We start from the raw sequence: 19677 nt of genomic DNA on the forward strand, positions 1-19677 counted from the left end.
CTCCCCTTCAGGAGCGTCGGGTGAACCGCGCCCCGCGCGGTTCAGGTCAGGCTGGGAGCCTGACCGACCCGACGCTGGGTTTGGGTGGGGCCTGTCCGCGGGCGATGGTCTCGGTGAGACCCCGCCCCACCCCCAACCCCTCCCCTGAAGGGGAGGGGCTTCTCTTTGGAAGTCCCGGATCGTCACGCCGCCGCCGCCAACACGCTGGTCCGGCAGATCAGCACCCGCCCCGCCGACACCTTCACCGGCACCACCGGCGTACAGCCCTTGTCCTCACCCAGCGCCTCGCCCGTGGTCAGCGAGATGCGCCAGTTGTGCAGCGGACACGCCACCGCGCCGCCATGCACGATCCCTTGGCTCAACCGCCCATGCTTGTGCGGACAGCGATCGAGCAATGCGAAGACCTTGCCGTCCCCCGTGCGGAACACCGCAATGTCATCACCGCCGGTGACCTGCACCGTGCGGCTGCCACGCACCGGGATTTCGTCGACCCAGCCGATATCGAGCCATTCGCCGATCATGCCATTTCCCTCGCTGCATCCAGAGGAGTGAACACCGCCATCGGCGCATGCTGTTCGCGCGCGTCGCCCGCCGCACGCGCGGCCCATGGGTCGTCCTGCGAGAAGCTCTGCGAATAGCGGAACCGTGCGGCCAGCGCGTCGCGACCCTCCGCATCGTCGGCGATGCGTTCACGGATATATTCGACCCCGATCCGCTCGATCCACGGCGCGGTGCGCTCCAGATAACGCGCCTTTTCGCGGTACAATTGGATGAAGGCCGCGCAGTAATGCATCGCCTCGTCCTCCGTCGCGACCTTGCAGAGAAAGTCGGTGGCGCGAACCTTGATGCCGCCATTGCCGCCGACGTGCAGTTCGTACCCACTGTCGACGCACACCACGCCGAAGTCCTTGATCGTCGCCTCGGCGCAATTGCGCGGGCAGCCGCTGACCGCGATCTTGAACTTGTGCGGCATCCAGCTGCCCCACGTCATCCGCTCGACCTTCACGCCGAGGCCCGTCGAATCCTGCGTGCCAAACCGGCACCATTCGCTCCCGACACAGGTCTTCACCGTACGCAGCGACTTGCCATAGGCATGGCCGCTGACCATCCCGGCGGCATTGAGATCGGCCCAGACCGCGGGCAGATCCTCTTTCTTGATCCCGAAGATGTCGAGCCGCTGCCCGCCGGTGACCTTGACCATCGGCGCGTCGAACTTCTCGACGACATCAGCGATCGCACGCAGTTCGCGCGGGTTGGTCAGCCCACCCCACATCCGCGGCACCACCGAATAGGTGCCGTCCTTCTGGATGTTGGCATGCAGGCGCTCGTTGACGAAGCGGCTCTGCTGGTCGTCCTTATACTCGCCCGGCAGCGCGCAGAGCAGATAGTAATTCAGCGCCGGCCGGCATGACGAGCAGCCGTCGGGCGTATTCCACGTCAGCTTCTGCATCACCTCCGGAATCGATCGCATATCCTGCGCGACGATCTCTCGCCGCACGTCGTCGTGGCCGAAGCTGGTGCATTTGCACATCGTCTTGACGGTGCGCTCGCCCGAATACTCATCGCCCAGCGTGACGGCGAGCAACGTCTCGACCAGTCCGGTGCAGGAGCCGCAGGATGCCGACGCCTTGCAGGTGGCGCGCACCGCGTCGAGCGTCGTGTTGCCCGCGCCGATGCAGGCGACGACCTTGCCCTTGGTGACGCCGTTGCAGCCGCAGATCTCCGCCTCGTCGGAGAGCGCCGCAACGGCCGCCTTAGGGTCCGCCTGCCCCCCTCCCGAGGCGAAGGCCTGGCCGAAGATGAGCATGTCGCGGATCGCCGACACGTCCTCCTCGCGTTTCAGCAGGTCGAAATACCAGCCGCCATCCGCGGTATCGCCGTACAACACCGCGCCGACCACCTTGTCGCCGCGCACCACCACGCGCTTGTAGACGCCGCGCGAGGCGTCGCGCAGCACGATGTCCTCCGCCCCGTCGCCGCCCGAGAAATCGCCCGCCGAGAACACGTCCAGCCCCGCGACCTTCAGCTTGGTCGACGTGACCGAGCCGCGATAGCCGCTGTGCCTCTCGACCAGCCCGTCGGCGAGCGCGCGGCACATATCCCAGAGCGGCGCGACGAGCCCGTAGACGTTGCCGTCATGCTCGACGCATTCGCCCACCGCGAGGATCGACGGGTCGGACGTGACCATATGGTCGTCGACCTGAATACCGCGACCGACCGCGAGACCGGCATCCCGCGCCAGCGCGACCGACGGCCGGATGCCGACCGCCATCACGACGAGGCTGGCGGGGATGACGGTGCCGTCCTTCAAAGCGACGCCCTCGACCTTGCCGTCGCCGACGATTGCGGCGGTATGCGCCTCGGTCAGGATCGTCTGCCCCCGCGCTTCCAGTGCCGACTTCAGCAGCCAGCCCGCCGCCTCGTCCAGCTGCCGCTCCATCAGCGTCGGCATCAGGTGGATGACCGTGACCTTCATACCGCGCAGCGTGAGGCCATGCGCCGCTTCCAGCCCGAGCAGGCCGCCGCCGATCACCACCGCATCGCCGCCGGCTCCCGCCGCCGCGAGCATGTGGTCGACATCCGCCATGTCGCGAAAGCTGATGACGCCGGGCAGGTCCTTGCCCGGCACCGGGATGATGAACGGATCGGAGCCGGTCGCGATCAGCAGCTTGTCGTAGGACACGCTGCGTCCCGACCGCGCCGTCACCGTCTTCGCCACGCGGTCGATCGCCTGCACCGGGTCGCTCGATATCAGCTCGATCGCGTTCGACGCGTACCAGGCGGCATCGTTGATGACGATCTCGTCGAACGTCTTCTCGCCCGCCAGCACCGGCGACAGCATGATGCGGTTGTAGTTCACATGCGGTTCGGCACCGAAGATGGTGACGCGGTAGCGATGCGGATCGCGGGCGATCAGCTCCTCCACCGCACGGCAGCCGGCCATGCCGTTGCCGATGACGACCAGGTGTTCGCGGGTGTTCATCATAGGGTCCAGTCCAGTTGGAGCCAGAGTTTGCGGGTGTTTGTGGCGAACAGGTCCGCGTCGTAATCGGCGTAGCGGACGCTCGCGACGGTGCGGCCGAGCTTCGCCTGCGCCAGCAGGTCGATTTCGTTGCCGTAATGGCGGACCAGACGGTCGCTCTCGAACCGGTGGTAGATCGCCTGTACCGAAACGTTCTTCAGCGTGCCGACCTGCTTCCAGCCCCAGCCGGCGCTGGCATACAGGTCGCGGATGCCGTCGGGCGGCGTGGTGGTGAACTTGTCCGCCCAGCCCTGAAACTTGAAGATCGCCGACAGCGGTGTCTGGAAACTGGTCAGCGCGGTGCCGCGATCGGCGCCGAGCACCTCATACCCCGCGCCCAGCTTAGGTCCGGCCAGATCGACCGCGACGTCGGCGAGCCAGTAATCGGCGCGATAGTCGTTGGGGTTGCGATGGTAGTCGGACTGGCGCGCATGGCTCGCCTGCCATGCGACGGTCGCCTTGCCGACCTTCCGCGATCCCGCCAGCCGCACGCCATAGCTCTGGCTCGACAGGCGATAGCCCTGCACCGGCGCCTCGTCCTGATCGACCAGATAGGCGAAACCGCTCAACGTGCCGATCGGCGACGCCCAGCCGAGCGTCGCGAAGATATTGTCGCCGCCCACCGCCTGCGGCCGTGCGCCGAATCCGTCGATGCCCCAGATGGTGCGGACGCCCCAGGCATAGGTGACGTCCGCCTTCACGCCCTTCAGCGGCGCAACCTCGACGCGCACCGCGTCGAAGGTCTGGCCGTTGTTGCGGATGCCGGCGGCGCCGACGAAGCGTTCGTCCTCCAGCTGGATGCGCTGGCGACCAGCCGTCACCGTCAGCGGCGCGCTGCGATACTGCAACTGCGCCCGGTACAGGCCGATGCTCTGCGGATCGGCGATCTGCGGGCGAGACGTCGCGGATCCCTGAAGGCCATCGTAATATTTGCCGACGATGGCGAGGTTGCCCTGCGCTTCGGCGAGCGCCGACCACGGGCCTTCGGTCACCTGCAGCCCGGCGCGGATACGGGCGGTCACGGCATCGGCATCGTCGCGAAGGCCGTTCTGTTCGACATGCTCGTGGCGCAGGCGGGTATCGATCAGCGGGGTGATCGTCTGCGCGGCGGCGGGCGCCGCGCAGATCAGGGCAAGTACAGGGAAATTAAGGGTATAGCGCATGTCAGATCCGGACTGTATCGGCGGCGCCCCAGCGCGCCCGCCATCCGGTCTTCACTAGCGTCAGGCCAGTTAAGGCGAGGATAGCGAGGCCGGCGAAGATCAGGAACCCGGACGAAAAGCTGCCGGTGAACTGCTTGGCGATGCCGAGCGACGAGGCGAGATAGAATCCGCCGATACCCCCGGCGAACCCGACCAGCCCGGTCATCACGCCGATCTCCGCGGCGAAGCGCTGCGGCACCAGCTGGAACACCGCGCCATTGCCGGTGCCGAGCGCCAGCATCGCGCAGACGAACAGCCCCAATGCCGCCTCGACGCTACCGGCCATGCTCACGCCGCCCAGCGCCAGCGCCGCGACGATGAACACTGCGGTCAGCGCCTTCACGCCGCCGATCGCATCGGCCAGTGCGCCGCCCATCGGACGCACCAGCGATCCCGCCAGCACGCATGCGGCGGTGCAATAGCCGGCCTGGATCGTCGTCAGGCCGAAACGATCGGTGAAATAGATCGGCAGGCTGGCGGCCAGCCCGACGAACCCGCCGAACGTCACGGCATAGAATCCCATCAGCGACCACGCATCGCCGGTCTTCAACGGGGTCAGATACTGGCCGAGGCTCTTGGGTGCGGGCGCGTCCGGCGCATCCTTCGCCATCACCATATAGGCGACGAACACGATCCCCAGCGGGATGCAGGCGAGGCCGAGTACCGCGTTCCAGCCGAACAGCTTGGCGAGGGCAGGGGCGAACAGCGCCGCGAGCACCGTGCCCGAATTGCCCATGCCGGCAAGGCCCATCGCCTTGCCCTGATGCTGCGGCGGATACCAGCGGCTGGCGAGCGGCAGCGCGATGGCGAAGCTGGCGCCGGCGAACCCCAGTATCACGCCGAGCGCGAGCGTACCGGCAAAGCTGTTCACACCCAGCATCCAAGCGGAGAACAGCCCGATGATGACGATGATCTGACTGATCGCGCCCGCCTTTTTCGGTCCGATCCGATCGACGAGCAAGCCGTTGACCACGCGCAGGATCGCCCCCGCCAATGTCGGCGTGGCGACCATCAGCCCCTTTTCGGCCGGGGTCAGCGCCAGCGTCTTCGCGATCTCCGGCGCGAGCGGCCCGAGCAGCACCCACACCATGAACGCGAGGTCGAAATACAGGAATGCGGCGATCAGCGTCGGCGTATGCCCGCTCTGCCAGAAGCCGGTCTTGTCCTGCGTCGTATCGTCTTGCCAGAGTGCCGTGGCCATGTGCCGTCCCCCATCTGCGATGGACAAAGAAAAAGCCGCCAGGACGGCGGCCATCGCTGGCTACATCCTGGCGGCTTCGTTGCCGTTGACGGATGGCGTCACCGCCGTCCCGTCGCCGCAGAGCCTGCCCCCCGTTGGAAAGGCGCTGCGTCTATTTCGTGTCCGGCATCATTGCCCGACGATTCGAAAGCTGCCTGATTCGCAGGGTCGGCGCAAGTGCATTTCGCACATGCAGCAAATCATTGGCCGCGCCGCTACCCTGCCAGTCCGGCAAGATAGGCCGGTATCTCGTCCGGATCGAACGCCCGTCCGTCGAAGAACCGGTCACTGCCCAGGATCAGCCGCCCCTGCGTCGCGCCCACTCCGGTCGCTTCCCCGATCGACCCTTCCATCTTCGAACTCGCGCCCGGCAGGGTCGCCGACGATCCCGCCAGCGCCGCGCGATACAGGTCCGGCCGGAACACCCCCTCCGCCGCCTTCGCCTCCGCCGCGGAGAACGCCGTGCCGTCCCACCGCGTCATCTGCGAATAGAGCCACGCCGCCTGACTGCGCCACGGGAAGTTCGCCGCCTCGCGGTACTGGAACATGAAATCCGGAATGTGCAGCGCCTCCGCATCGCGTGCCAGCCGCACCCGGTCCGTGATCGCGCGCAGCACCGTCTCCGGCGGCGCATTGCAATATTCCGGGCGCGACAGGATCGCCGCGCTGTCCTCCGCCGTGTCCGGCGCGACGAAATGTGCGGCGGCCCGGTGCAGCGCGCGGATCAGCGCCGCGACCTCCTCGCCCCGCTCCGCCACCGTATCGCTGCGCAGCGCCAGCACCTTCTCCACGCCCCGCCGCCAGATCTGCGCGGTGACCATCGCGATCCGCCCGACCCCGCGATCGACCGCGATGCTGTTCCACGGCTCGCCGACGCAGATGCCGTCGACCTCGCCCGCCGCCAGCGCATCGGCGGCGAAGGGCGGGCTGGTCACGACGATCTCGACGTCGCGATCGGGCTGGATACCCACCGCCGCCAGCCAATAGCGCAGCATGTAATTGTGGCTGGAATAGCGATGCACCACCCCGAACCGTAGCCGCGTTCCCGCCGCCGCCCGCTCCACCGCCACCGTCCGCAGCCGCGCGCCCAGCGCCACCGGATCCGCCAGCCCCCCGCCAAGCTCCACCGCCGCCGCCAGCGCCGTCGACAGCGTCACCGCATTCCCGTTCAGCCCCAGCACGAACGGCACGCTCAGCGCCACCGCCGGCCGCCCCCGTCCCAGACTGGTCGCGATCGCCAGCGGCGCGATCAGGTGCGCGGCATCCGTATGCCCGTACAACAAGCGGTCGCGCACCGTCGCCCACGTCAGGTCGCGCACCAGCTCGATGCGCACGCCCTCGGCCGCGGCAAACCCCTGTTCGTGCGCCAGGATCGGCAGCGCGGCATCGACCAGCGGCAGGAAACCGATGCGGAACATCACAAATCTCCCATCAGCGCATCGCTGGTGACGATGGCGTCCGCGATCTCGGCGATCCGCCGGTTGGACTGCATCGCGTGACTGCGCAGCAGCGCATAGGCCGCCGGCTCGTCCAGCCCGCGCCGCTTCATCAGGATCGCCTTCGCCCGGTCCACCGCCTGCCGGTCCGCCAGCGCGCTCTTCGCCTCCGCCAGTTCGGTCTGCAACCGCGCGAAGGCCTGAAACCGGCGGATGGCGAGGTCGAGCACCGGCTTGATCCGCTGCTTGGCGAGCCCGTCGACGATATAGGCGGAAACGCCCGCATCGACCGCGGCCGCGGTGGATTCCGCGTCGCTCTGGTCGACGAACATCGCGATCGGCCGGGCCAGCGCGCGGCTCATCGCGAAATAATCCTCCAGCATGTCGCGACTGGGGTTTTCGAGGTTGACCAGCACCACCTCGGGCCGGGCCGCCTCGAGCTGCGCGAGCAGCGGGCCGGCGGGATCGATCAGCGCGAGATCGCCGAGCCCCGCCTCACGCAGGCCATCCGAGATGATGGCGGCACGGGTCGTGCTGGTATCGATGATCGCGATCCGCATGACACCTCATATGCGCAGGTGCCGTCCGCTGCCAACCGCGCCGGCGATGCGCGTCCGGCAGCGCGGGCGTTTTCAGGCCCGTGCTGCCGGAACGTGCGGTGCCTTATCGGGCGACCGAAAAGCCGCCATGGATCGGCCTGGCCTTCAGCGGCGTGGTGCGCAACATGCGGACAAGTGCCTGTTCGGGGGTCAGATTGCCCTTGGCCAGACCGGTCCTCATCGTACGGGTCGGCCGGCCCTTCACCATGTCCGTATCGATCGAAACCGGGCAGCGGGTGACGCTGGTGAACTTTGCGATCGCCTTGTCCAGCCGCATCGGCGCGATGGCGACCCGGACGCGATCGTTCTGGCAATTGTAGAAGCTGGCATCCTGCGCGCTGGCAGCATGGGGCAGGGTAGCGGCGAAACCGAACATGATCGGCAGCACGAACTTACGCATTGGATGATTCCTATGGCCGAAATGGCCCTTGTGCAGGTGCGACAGCAGGGATGAACAGGTGATGTCAACCCGACGTGTCCGTTCGCCGGTGCGCCCGTGTCCGCAGCTTCAGGAAGCCCAGCCCGCAAAGCATCCAGATGAGAAGCAGCGCATAGGGTCGCCAGTCCGCTTCCATCCCGACGAAGATCAGGACGGTGGCGCACCCCGCACCGGCGTAGCCCAGCGCGCGCATCGTCCGCCGGCCGAACTTGAACGCGGCCGCCTCGTACAGGTCGGGGTGGCGTTCGACGACGCGCGCGGCGGCAAGGCAGATGCTGCCGTATTTCAGCAGATTGGGGATGTTCACCGCCAGGAACAGGAAGGTCAGTTCCATCGGCAGCAGCAGGCCGACGCAGCCGAGCAGGAACACGGCGAACAGCGCCACATGCGGCGTCTGCCAGCGCGGATGAACCCGCCCGAGGGCGGAGGGCAGCATGCCGGACTGGCCCATGGCGTAGAGGCTGCGGCTGAACATCGCGAAGAGGGCATTGAGCGACTTGCCGATCGACAGCACCGCCGCCAGCACGATCAGCGGGGTAGCGGCAGGGCCCATGAAGCGTCTGGCGGCATCGAGGATCGGCGCCTCGCTGGCCCCCAGCGCGTCGCCACCGAGCACGCCCAGCGCGACGAAGCCCACCGCCAGATACAGCAAGGTCGCCGAACCGATCGACAGTGCGATCCCGAGCGGGATCGTCCGGCGGCTGTCCGCGACCTCCGATCCTGCCTCGGTCGCGGCCTCGATCCCGAAGAACAGGCCCATCAGCAAGGGAGTCGCGGCGATCATGCCGTGGACGCCGTGCGGGAAGACGGGTCGCAACCGTGCCGTGTCGACCGCCGTCGCGCCGCCCCAGACGACGAAGACGGCGAACAGGATCAGCATGCCGACGAGCAGGACCTTCTGCACCCGCGTGGCGATATGGACGCCGAACAGGTTCGCGAGGAGCGCGAGCAGCAGCACCGCGAGCATCGTCGGCTTCGTCGGCAGCGGCACCAGCATCGCGGCGTATTTGACGAGCACCAGCGCGAGGACGACGATCGCGCCGACGTTGGCGACGATGCGTGCCCAGCCGATATGGAAGCCCCAGGCGGGATGGAGGAAGCGCGCCGGCCAGACGAACGATGCGCCCGACACCGGATACGCCGAACCGAGGAACGCGTAGCTGACCGCGATCAGATACATCGGCAGCGCGGCGAGCAATGCCGACAGCAGCATCGCCGGACCCGCGATCCGGGCGGCGGGCGCGATCGCCGAAAAGATCGACACGCCGACCGCGGTGCCGAGCCCGAGCGCGACGACGCCCCACAGGTCGATTCCCCTCGCAAGCTTCGCGTCGGTCAATGCGCGGCTCCGGCGGCAAGGAACGCGCGCAGGTCGCGCATCAGCAGCCGCCAGCTCGCGTCGTCCGAATAGGCGACATGGCCGGCGGGGTAGCGCGCGTTGTGGTAGCGATCCGGCGTCAATGTGCTTTGCGCGAACAGGTAATCCGCCGCACCGACGGTGGTGGTGAGATCGTAGAGACCGGTGCCGACGAACAGCCGCAGGCCGGGCGTGGCGGTCATCGCCTGTTCCAGCCGGGCCATGAACGGCCAGTCGTTGAACGGCGAATCGCCCGACCCGTAGCGCCAGTCGTCACCGCCGCGCACGATCACGCGGTAGCCGGCGGCATCGGCGACGCCGATCCGCGTCAGCTGGCCGATCACCGCCTTGCCGTAGCGATCGGATACCGCGGAAAAGGCATCGGCACCGACGGTATCGCCGGCATCGGCGGCCCGCGCTGCGACGTAGCGGGCATCGTAGCGGCCCAGCACCGTCCCCTGCGCACGGAGCAGTTCGACGCGAAACTGCTCCTTCGAGATGCGCAGGTCGTGGGCGAGGTAATAGGTGCGGGGAATGCCGGTGAGCGCTTCCAGCTTCGTCGCGACCGCATCGCGGCTGGCGGCATCGAGCGCACGGCCGCGGAACAGCGCGGCGAGATAGGGTTCGGCATAGGCCGACGCCTCGCGTGCGCTGTCCTGCGGCGTGCACGGCGCGGGGCGGATGTGGTGATAGCAGGCGATGGCGGCCAGCGTCGGCAGCGACACCGGATAGGTGACGACATTGTCCGGCCGCTGCGATGTCTCGATCATGTTGAGCGCCTGCCCGAGCAACAGGACGCCGCGCAGAGTCAGCGCCGGATCCTGTTCGCGCAGGGCATCGACCATCGCGGCGGCGCGGATCGTGCCGTAGCTTTCGCCGAGGATGTAGATCGGCGCACGGTCGCGGCGATGCGCGGCGAGCCAGCCGCGGGCGAGTTGCGCCACCGCGTCCGCATCGCCCTTTACCGAACGATAGAAGGCGGTGTCGGCGTCGGCGGACAGCGCGGAAAATCCGGTGCCGGGCGGATCGAGGAAGACGAGATCGGCGACGTCGAGCAACGTGTCGGGATTGGCGGTGACATCGACGGCGGCGGGCAGGGGAGCGGCCGGGTCCTGCGGAACGTGCGCGCGATAGGGGCCGAGCGCGCCCATCTGGAGGTAGGCGGAGGCCGCGCCGGGCCCGCCGTTGAAGACGAACAGGACCGGACGATCCCTGCCGCCGGCGCGGCTGTACGAGATATAGCCGCCGGTCGCGTCCGGCCTGCCGGGTTTGCTGGCGACCGGAACCAGTCCGACTTCGGCGGTATAGGCGAACCGCTGCCCGTGGATGATGGCGATCTGTTCGCTGCGCGCCTTGATCGTCGGGACCGTGGAAGGACCCTGGGCCGAAGCAATGGCCCCGGCGATCAGCATCGCCAATCCCAGCGCCGCCCGGACGATCATCCTATGCCTTCCCCCCGTCATGCCGATCGCGGTAGCGGATCAGGCCATCGGTCAGCGCCTGCAAGCCGTAATCGACATCCGCGGGCGCCCGCGCGAAGCCGATGCGGATATGGCCGGGCGCCCCGAAATACTCGCCCGGCGCGACGATGACGCCGCAGCGATCGGCCAGCCATTCGGAAAAATGTACGGTATCGTCGATCCCGACCAGTCGTGGAAAGGCGATGCAGCCGAACGGCGGCAGCGTGCCGGCGACCAGCCCCCGCTCGCGCCAATGCGCGTGATAGGAGGCCATGATCGGTCGGGCGCGGCGCATGATGTCGGCTCGATACGCCTCGAATATCCCGGGATGTTCGAGCACCAGGGCGGCGACGGCGTGCGACAGGTTCGAAACGCCGAAGTCGATCTCCTCGGCGAGCGCGCGGATCCTGGCGATCGGGCCGTCCGCCGCGACGATCCAGCCACAGCGCAGCGTACTCAGCCCGTGCGACTTGGTCAGGCTGCTGATGCTGATGAACGCGGGCGACGATTGCACCGCGGGCGGCGGGCGGAGCGGCGCGTCGACGTAATCGCCATACACTTCGTCGGCGATGACGTGGATGCCGCGCGCCTGCGCCAATGCGCCGATCGCCGCCAGCGTGTCGGCGGACAGCGCCATGCCGGATGGATTGTGCAGGTTGGACAGGACGATCAGCCGCGTGCGCGGGGTGATCGCGGCGGCCAGCGCCTCCACGTCGATCGTGAAATCGTCGCCCCGACGCTGAAAGAAATCGACGCCATAGCCATAGGTTTCGGCGATCTTGTGGAACAGGTCGAATCCCGGATTTTCCACCAGCATGCGGTCGCCGGGTTCCAGCATCGCGCGATAGACCAGCGACAGCGCACCGGTCGCACCGGTGGTGCAGACGATCCGCTCCGCCGGCACCGCATAATGCCGCGCGAGCTGTGCGACGACATAGGGATTACCGCTGGTGAAGGCGCTGGTGTAGCGCGAGGTGATCGTCTCGCCGAACCCCTCCACCACGATCCGGCGCAGATGCTCGACGGGTTCGGGGACCGAGCTGTCGAACAGGCCGACCAGCAGCTTGCGTTCGGAGCGGACGGCACGGATCACCCGGCGGATCCAGGCCGAATAGCTTTCGGTCATCGCCGCAGCGGCAGGGGCAGGGTCGGGGGCAGGGTCGGGGCTATCCGGCCGGGTCATCGTGAGGGGTCCGTATCCGCTCGTCATGAGGCGCGATGGGCGGGTCGCCCGGCGCTGCGGCCGGGCGATACCGTCACTGCAATTTGATCCGCGCACCGGCGTAGAAGCGCCGGCCGAGGATATCGCCATAGGCGATCTGCGGATAGGACGGGTCCTTGTCGGTCAGGTTGTCGACGCCGAAGCGCAGCGCGACGCTGCCGAGATCGACCTGTGCCGACACGTCGTGGACGATGTTGCGGGCAAGGACGGGATTGGGCGTGGTTTCGATCGACACGTTCGATCCCGCCGCGGTCCGGTCGCGATATTGCAGCTGATAGGTCAGGCGCAGCGGCCCCTTGCTATAGGCGGCGTTGAACCGCCCGACCCAGGTCGGCGACAGATAGGTGCCGTCGCTACGCACGAAGGTGGTGCCGGTGACCGAGGTGGTCAGCAGCGTGTTGTGCGTCGCCGACGCGGTCAGTTGCAGGCGGCCGAGATCGCTGGTGCGCAAGAGGTCGCCGATCGCGAACTGGTAATCGACCATGTAGTTTTCACCGCGATAGCGGATGACACCGGCGTTGAAGGTGGTGGTGGTGCCCGTCGCGATGGTGCCGCCGGGGCTGAGCCCGTCGCTGGTGGCGATGCGGGTGAAGGCGCTGCACACGCCCGCCGCCGGATTGGGATCGTCATAGCAGGCGGCGGTGAAATCCTGCGTCGTGAAGGCGGACAGGCCGTCCTTCAGGTCGATCTCGATCCGGTCGGCGCTGATCGTCAGGCCGGGGATCATCCGCGGCTGGAGCAGGATGCCATAGGTCCAGGTGTTCGAGATTTCGTTGCGCAGCGCCGGATTGCCGCCGGTGGTCACCGTGGCGCGGGCGAAATTCTCGGACGGGTTCTGGAAGCGGGCGAGGCGGGCGGCGGCGCTCAAACCCCGGCCGGTGCCGTCGGCATCGACGCCATAGCCCGGATTGGCGGTGAACAGCGCAAGGCAGCTGGCGCGGCGCTGGGCGGGGTTGGGGCCGCCGGTGATGCGATCGGCGTCGCAGGGATCGAATCCCGTCGAGTCGAGGCCGCTGGCCGAGGGTGCGAGCAATTGCGTCAGCGTCGGCGCGCGGAAGTTGCGGCTGCGCGATCCGCGCAGCGTCACGCCGCGAACGACTTCCCAGCGCAGCCCGAGATCCCAGACGTTCTCATGCCCGGCATAGCTGTTGTCGACGTAGCGGAACGCGCCCTTCGCCTCGAGCAGGCGGACCAGCGGCAACTGGAAGTCCTTGCCGATCAGCGGGACGATCAGCTCGGCCGACATCTCGTCGGTGTTGTAGCCGCCGGACTGGCCGACCTGACGCACCCCCGTGCCGAAGCTGCCGAGCCGGTTGGCGGCGAGCGGGTCGAAGCGGGCGCGTTCGTCGCGGTGTTCGTAGGCGATGCTGAAGTCGGCATTGCCGGTCGGCAGTGTGGCGAGCGTGCCGCCGAGCGTGGCGAGCAGGTCCGCCTGTTCGTTGGTCCAGTCGGTGCCGGCGCGGGTGCTGACGTAATTGCGCGCCGCGGCGCTGACGTTGCCGTCGCCGAACGGGTTGATCGGTGCGCAGGCGGCATCGTTGTTCGACGGATTGGCGTCGGCATTGATCGCGCAGACGATCTGGCCACCGCTCGACACCGCGTTGATCGCGTTCTGGAAACGGCTGTTGACCACCTGCCAGCTCCGCTGCGCACCCTCGACACGCGCATAGCTGCCGGCGAGCGACCAGTAGAAGTTGCGGGCACCGACGTCGAAGTCGCCCTCCAGCGCCAATGCCGCGCGATACGTGTCCGTTCGCGTCGTCTGGTCGTTCGCCGGCGTCAGGTCGTAAAAATACTTGGACACATACAACCCCCCCCCACCCACGAACGCCGGGTTGGCGGCGCCGAGCAGGGTGCGCGCCTGCGTCGACAGATAGGGGTTGGCGTTGGTGAAGACGACCGGACCGTTATACGCGCCGGCATTGAGCGTGGTATAGCTGTTGCCCTGGGGGATCTCCGTCCCGGTGGTGCGGGCGTAGAGCAGTTCGGTCGAGATGGAGATGCGATCGGTCAGGTCGTAATGGCCGACCAGATTGGCGGTGTAGCGCTCCACGCCGGTGCGCAGGCCCGCGAGCGCCTGATATTTGAAGCCGTCGCCGCCCGCGGCGAAGGGAATGCCCTGCAAGACGCCGGTGTTGTACGGGATGACGCTGCCGTCCGGCGAGAATTGCAGCGCGTTGCCGCCGCTGCGCGCCAGAAACTGGCTGACCGGCGCGGCGCGCGTGAAGATCACGCCGTTGCTGTTGAATGGCCAGAAGGCGGCGTTGAAGATTTCCTTCACCGCCGGGATGCCGTCCGCGGGACCGGTGTCCGCGGTGTTGCTGACGGTCAGCCGGCCGAGGTTGGAAAGCGGGCGGGCACCGAACAGCAGCGTCGGCGACTTCGAATAGCCGAGGTCGATCGCGACATTGCCGCGACCGCCGCCGAAGTTGACGCCGGCGGTGGCACGCAGGCTGTGCGTGGCATAATCGCCGCGGCTGGAAATGCCGTTCTGTGCATCGAGTTCGAGGCCCGAAAAGTCTTTCTTGACGATATAGTTGACGACGCCGGCGATGGCATCCGATCCATACACCGCCGCGCCGCCGCCCTGATAGACTTCGACCCGGTCGAGCAATCCGAGCGGGATGATGTTCGCATCGACGAAGGCATTGCCGACGCCATCCGCCGAGCCGATGCCCGATCCGGTGGTGACCATGCGGCGGCCGTTGAACAGTGTCAGCGTGCGGCCCGGCCCGAGGTTGAACAGGTTGGGCGCCTGATAGCCCGGACCGCTGGCGTTGCCGCTGCCGTCCGCCTGGTTGAGGACCGGGGCGTTCGAGGGCAGGTTGTTGAGCGCATCGGCGGCGGTGATGAAGCCGCGATCGGTAATCGTCTGCGTGGTGATCTCCGCGACCGGAGCGGCATTGTCGAGGCCGGCGCGGCGGATCCGCGATCCGGTGACGACGATGGCGTCGTCGGCGTCGGGGGCGGCATCGGCGCTGGTCGCGATCGATTGGTCGGCGGGTGCTTGCTGGGGGGCAGCTTGCTGGGCGAAGGCCGGCGTCGCTACCAGTGCGGCGAGAACCGCCGTCGATGCCATCAGTCCCCGGATCATCCCGTTATGTGCGTGCTGCATGAAGCCCCCTTCTTGTCGCGTGTTCGACGATCGGTGCGGCTTGGCCGTCTGCGATCGATCCATGCCGGGAAGGATAGCGGGGATGACGGGGCAATTTTCGGCGTTGGTGAGGCCGATACGATGACCTGGGGTTCGAAATGGCAGGACTTCGCATCCGGCGCGCAAAATTTATGCGCCTCGCGCCAGGAAGGCGGAGAGTTCGTTGCCGAACCGGCGCGTTTCGCGCGGGTCTTCATACATCATGTGACCACCCGCATAGCAGCGCAGCGTAAACCGCTGTGGCAGTCCGGCGGGAAGGGCGGCCACGGTCGCGGCATTGCCGGCGCAGCTGTTGAGGGAATCGTACAGCCCGGTGGCGACCCAGACGCGCAAGGCCTGGTTCTTGGCCATCGCGCGCTGGATCCAGGGCTGCGAGGCGCTGGGCGGCCCTTCGCCAGCCATGGCGCGGGCGAGCGATGCCTTGGTGATCGGCGACTGGTCGTATCGCCACTGGCCGCCGACATCTGCGGCAGGATCGTCGATGCCGGCGTAGCTCCCGGCGGTGTAGCCGAGCTGGGTGCGATAATAGGCTATGGCGATCGCGTCTTCGCCGGCGGTGTCGGGACTGGCGGACTGGCGCATGTCGAAGATGCCGAGCGTCTTGCCTTCCCCGGCGAGCAGGCGGGTGCGGAAGTCGCGGGGGGATACCCAGAGCGTCTTCGCATCGATCGTGGCGGGGGCAAGGCCCTGATAGCGGGCGAGCGCCGCCACGATCGCGGTCCGCTGTGCAGCGTCGAGGGCGGCAGGCGCGGCGAGGGCGGGGGCGTAAGTGGTCTCCGCCCAGCGTTGCACCTCGGCGAGGGTCTTCGCCTGATCGCGCTGGAGGTCGGGCGACAGCTTGCCGAGCGCGAAGGCGGTGGCGGTGCGGTTGACCAGCGACAGCGCGCGGCGGCGTTCTCCGTGTTTCTCCTCGCCCAGCGGGATACCGCCGGAGATCAGCGCGACGCCGCTGACGGGGATGCGCTGGTCGACCAGCGCTTCCGCGACGCCCGATGCGCGCCACGTGCCGAAGCTTTCGCCGACGACGGCGAGCGGGCTGGCGCGGCGAGCGTACCGGTCGCGAAAGCCGCGCACGAAGTCGGCGGTGGCGGCAATGTCGGCGACGGTGCCGTAGAAGGCGCTGGCCTGCGCCGGGGTGGCGGCGCGGCTGAAGCCGGTGCCGACCGGATCGACGAAGACGAGATCGGTGGTGGCGAGCGGGCTGGCGGGATTGTCGACGAGCTTGCCGTCACGGATGATACGCGGGCCGACGGCATGGAAATGGAGCGTGCGGGAATCGGCGCCCGGGCCGCCGTTCCAGACGAAGCTGAGCGGGCGCCTGTGACGGGGGATGCGACCGGGAACGAGATAGGCGGTATAGACGATCTGCGCCCTGGCCTCGCCGATCCGGACCGGCAGTGCGCCGACACAGGCGATATAGGCGATGCGCTTGCCGGCGATCATGGCGTCATGCCGGGTTTCCACCGCATCGGGGGCACAGGTGCGGGCGCTTGCAGGCATCGCCGTCGCGGCCAGAACCAGCATCGTCAAAGCCCATCGCATCATCGCGCTACTCCCTCACCGCTGGGTAGCGGGTAAGTTGTGGAATGTTTATGCGCAGGAGGACGGTCGCGAACCGCGTCCCACCACGCTCGGGCATCACGCGCCGCCGAGGACGCAAGATCTATGCGAGCGGATTGCGCTACGCTGCCGTCGACGGGGGGAACGATGGCGGCCAACGGGGTGACACGGCGCGACATGCTGGCTGGGACTGCGGCCCTGCCGCTGGCGGCGCGGGGCGCGGCGGCGGTGCCAGCGACCTTGCCTGACCGGACGAGCTTCGCGCCGATGCCGGGCACCTACCTCGATAGCGGGACGATGCACCCCGTGCCGATCGGAGCACGTGACGCGGCGCGGGCCTATGTCGATCAGCGCGCGACGATGGACGGGTATTTCGCGACCGAGGCGATCGAGGAGCGGGTAAAGGCGAACTTCGCGAGGCTCATCAACGCGACGCCAGCGGAGATCGCCTTCGTCCAGAGCACCACCGCAGGCGAGCAGGCGATCATCGATGCGCTCGGCTTTCCACGCGAGACGGGGCGGATCGTCACCGATACGCTGCACTTCTTCGGGTCGTTCTACCTGTACGAGGAACTGGCCAGACAGGGCGTCGAGGTCGTCTGGCTCCGCCCCCGCGCGAACCGGATCGCGATCGACGACATCGAGCGCGCGATCGTGCCGGGCACGCGGCTGGTCGCGCTGTCGCTGGTGTCGACCTACAATGGCTTCGAGCACGACCTGAAGCAGGTGTGCGCGATCGCGCATGCCAAAGGCGCGCTGGTCTATGCCGACATCATCCATGCCGCGGGCACGGTGCCGATCGACGTGCGGGCGAGCAACGTCGATTTCGCCGCCTGCGCCAGCTATAAATGGCTGATGGGGGATTTCGGTCTGGGCTTCCTCTACGTCCGCGCTGACCTGCACGATCGATTGCGGCGGACACGCCACGGCTATTACCAGCTCGCCGGGTTCGACCCGCACGTCTATCCGTTCGATGCACCGGCAACGAAGGCGGATTATCCGATCGCCGACGTGACGCGTCGTCCCGATATGGAGGGGCTGTTCGCGGGCGGCACCCATGCGCATGCGGTATCTGCGATGCTCGACTATTCGCTGGAGCGTATCCTGACGCTGGGCGTCGATCGGATGACGGCATATCGCCAGCCCCTGTTGCAGCGCCTGCATACCGGACTGGCGAGCCGCGGCTATACCGTCGTGACGCCGCCGGAAAGCCGGACGCCGCTCGTCACCTGCGTGCTGGAGGGCGCGCGCGAGCGTCTGGCCACGCCGCTCAAGGCGGCCAAGGTGCAGATCACGCTGTCGCGCAATCGCTTCCGCATCAGTCCGTCGGTGTTCAACACCATGGACGATATCGAGCGCCTGCTCGCCGTGCTGCCCCGCGCGTGACCCCGAACGAAAGGCTCCTGCCGATGCGCCGTCTCGCTCCCCTTGCCGCGCTGCTGCTCACGCCGGATGCGCTGCATGCGCAGGACGAGGGCAATGCGCCGATGTCGCCGGCCTTCCTGCGGGCGATGGAGCCGATGGTTCCGCGCGACGCCACCAGCCCACGGGTGGTGACGACGCGGCACCGGATGACGCTGGGCGGCAAGCCCTTCGCCTATCGCGCGATCGTCAGTGAACAGCCGATGCCGGGCGCGGACGGCACGCCCGTCGCGGTCGGCGTCAGCTATGCCTATGTCGCCGAAGGTGGAGCGAAGCGGCCGGTGCTGTTCGTGTTCAACGGCGGACCGGGCGCGTCGTCGTCGCCGTTGCACATGCAGGCCTTCGGGCCGCGACGGATGGTCGGCAGCGGCGATGCGGCGCATCTGGAGGACAATCGCTTCACCCTGCTGGATATCGCCGATCTGGTGTTCATCGATCCGGTCGGCACCGGCGCGTCGATGCCGATCAAGGGCAAGGATGCATCCGCCTATTTCGGGGTCGGCGGCGATGCGCGGGGCGTCGCGTCGATGATCGAACGCTGGTTGGCGACGAACGGGCGGACGGGGTCGCCAGTGCTGTTGGTCGGCGAAAGCTATGGCACGGCGCGCGCGCTCGCGATCCTGAACGAGACGATGGCGGCCAAGAAGGCGCTGCCCGATGGCGTCGTGCTGTTGTCGCTGGCGGTCGGCGACAGCGACGGACCGGTGGTGTCCGACGTGGTGCTGTTCCCGACGCTGGCGGCGGTCGCCTGGTATCACGCCGCGATCGATCGCGGCGGCATGACCGTCGCGCAATATTACGATGCGGCGCTGCACTTTGCCCGGACCGATTATGCCGCGGCGTTGATGCAGGGGCCGGCGCTACCGATGGCAGAAAAGCGGCGGGTGGCGGCGCGGATGGCGGCGTTGACCGGTATCCCCGCGGCGACGATCGAGGCGAAGGACCTGCGCCTGGAGCGGCGCGACTTCATGCTTGGGCTGCTCGCGGCAAAGGGGTTGCGGACCGGGCAGCTGGACGGGCGGGCGACTCGAGCCATCGCGGAGAGCAAGCTGCGACCGCCGTTCGACGATCCGTCGATGTCGCTGGGGTCTGGAACGGCGACGCTGATCGAGCAGTATCTGGGGCAGGAGCTCGGCTATACGGTGCCGGGTGCGTATCGCAGCCTGAACCTTGGCATCAACTTCAAATGGAGCTGGGACAAGGAATATGGCGGCAGCTATCGCGCCATGTCGTTCGCGCCGTATCTGAAGGCGGCGATGGAAGCGAAGCCGACGCTGCGGATGTTCGCTGCCGGTGGCTATTACGACATCACTACGCCCGTCTACGCGGGGCAGTTCGCGGTGGAGCAGCATGGCGTGCCGGCGGACCGTGTGGCGTTTCATCGCTATGCGACAGGGCATTCGGCGTTCGAGGATGCGGACGCGCTGGCGGCGCTGAGCGGGGATCTGCACCGGTTCGTGGCGGAGGTTGTCGCCGGGCGGTAATTCTGCCGGCGAGAGAGGGTCGTCGTTACGTCTCAAGCGCTTCCACTCCCGCCGGGAGAGGGAACGACGCCGGAGGCGGC

The 19677-nt window shown here is 67.8% G+C and carries 14 protein-coding genes; 2 read left to right on the forward strand and 12 right to left on the reverse strand.

The window, feature by feature from the left end:
* Positions 1-182 precede the first annotated feature (182 nt).
* The 12 genes from nirD to LRA87_RS00415 all read right to left on the reverse strand — a co-directional run bounded on the left by nirD (position 183) and on the right by LRA87_RS00415 (position 16676).
* Positions 183-521, reverse strand: a complete 339-nt coding sequence (gene nirD / locus LRA87_RS00360) for a nitrite reductase small subunit NirD (RefSeq protein WP_230628428.1) — start codon at positions 519-521, stop codon at positions 183-185.
* The gene (gene nirB, locus LRA87_RS00365; protein WP_230628429.1) at positions 518-2986 is read right to left on the reverse strand and encodes a nitrite reductase large subunit NirB; all 2469 of its coding nucleotides are present in this window, start codon (positions 2984-2986) and stop codon (positions 518-520) included. The genes nirD and nirB overlap by 4 nt, the downstream gene beginning before the upstream one ends.
* Entirely contained in the window at positions 2983-4185 is a 1203-nt protein-coding gene (locus tag LRA87_RS00370) for an alginate export family protein (protein WP_230628430.1), read from the reverse strand. Before LRA87_RS00370 ends, nirB begins: the two co-directional genes overlap by 4 nt.
* Before the next feature lies 1 nt (position 4186).
* The gene (locus LRA87_RS00375) at positions 4187-5425 is read right to left on the reverse strand and encodes a nitrate/nitrite transporter (protein ID WP_230628431.1); all 1239 of its coding nucleotides are present in this window, start codon (positions 5423-5425) and stop codon (positions 4187-4189) included.
* Between the two features lie 254 nt (positions 5426-5679).
* Entirely contained in the window at positions 5680-6882 is a 1203-nt protein-coding gene (locus LRA87_RS00380; protein ID WP_230628432.1) for a CmpA/NrtA family ABC transporter substrate-binding protein, read from the reverse strand.
* Positions 6882-7460 carry an ANTAR domain-containing response regulator gene (locus LRA87_RS00385; protein WP_230628433.1) on the reverse strand — a complete coding sequence of 193 codons (579 nt, stop codon included), beginning with the start codon at positions 7458-7460 and terminating at the stop codon, positions 6882-6884. The genes LRA87_RS00380 and LRA87_RS00385 overlap by 1 nt, the downstream gene beginning before the upstream one ends.
* Before the next feature lie 103 nt (positions 7461-7563).
* The gene (locus tag LRA87_RS00390) at positions 7564-7899 is read right to left on the reverse strand and encodes an STN domain-containing protein (RefSeq protein ID WP_230628434.1); all 336 of its coding nucleotides are present in this window, start codon (positions 7897-7899) and stop codon (positions 7564-7566) included.
* Between the two features lie 64 nt (positions 7900-7963).
* Positions 7964-9277, reverse strand: coding sequence for an APC family permease (locus tag LRA87_RS00395; RefSeq protein WP_230628435.1), 1314 nt, complete (start codon positions 9275-9277; stop codon positions 7964-7966).
* Positions 9274-10737: a S10 family serine carboxypeptidase-like protein gene (locus LRA87_RS00400; RefSeq protein ID WP_230628436.1), complete on the reverse strand. Its 1464-nt coding sequence runs from the start codon at positions 10735-10737 to the stop codon at positions 9274-9276. Before LRA87_RS00400 ends, LRA87_RS00395 begins: the two co-directional genes overlap by 4 nt.
* Position 10738: 1 nt before the next feature.
* Positions 10739-11938, reverse strand: a complete 1200-nt coding sequence (locus tag LRA87_RS00405; protein ID WP_230628437.1) for a pyridoxal phosphate-dependent aminotransferase — start codon at positions 11936-11938, stop codon at positions 10739-10741.
* Between the two features lie 73 nt (positions 11939-12011).
* Positions 12012-15092: a TonB-dependent receptor domain-containing protein gene (locus LRA87_RS00410; RefSeq protein WP_230628438.1), complete on the reverse strand. Its 3081-nt coding sequence runs from the start codon at positions 15090-15092 to the stop codon at positions 12012-12014.
* Positions 15093-15260: 168 nt separating this feature from the next.
* The gene (locus tag LRA87_RS00415; RefSeq protein WP_230628439.1) at positions 15261-16676 is read right to left on the reverse strand and encodes a S10 family serine carboxypeptidase-like protein; all 1416 of its coding nucleotides are present in this window, start codon (positions 16674-16676) and stop codon (positions 15261-15263) included.
* Between the two features lie 162 nt (positions 16677-16838).
* Here LRA87_RS00415 and LRA87_RS00420 point away from each other — a divergent pair, with 162 nt between their 5' ends.
* Both LRA87_RS00420 and LRA87_RS00425 read left to right on the forward strand, forming a co-directional pair.
* Complete coding sequence (locus LRA87_RS00420; RefSeq protein ID WP_230628440.1) at positions 16839-18077, forward strand: aminotransferase class V-fold PLP-dependent enzyme; 1239 nt, start codon at positions 16839-16841, stop codon at positions 18075-18077.
* A 23-nt stretch (positions 18078-18100) separates the two neighbouring features.
* Positions 18101-19597 carry a S10 family serine carboxypeptidase-like protein gene (locus LRA87_RS00425; protein ID WP_230628441.1) on the forward strand — a complete coding sequence of 499 codons (1497 nt, stop codon included), beginning with the start codon at positions 18101-18103 and terminating at the stop codon, positions 19595-19597.
* Positions 19598-19677: the final 80 nt, after the last annotated feature.

This window comes from Sphingomonas sp. Leaf37 (genome assembly GCF_920939475.1).
Classification (GTDB): Bacteria; Pseudomonadota; Alphaproteobacteria; order Sphingomonadales; family Sphingomonadaceae; genus Sphingomonas.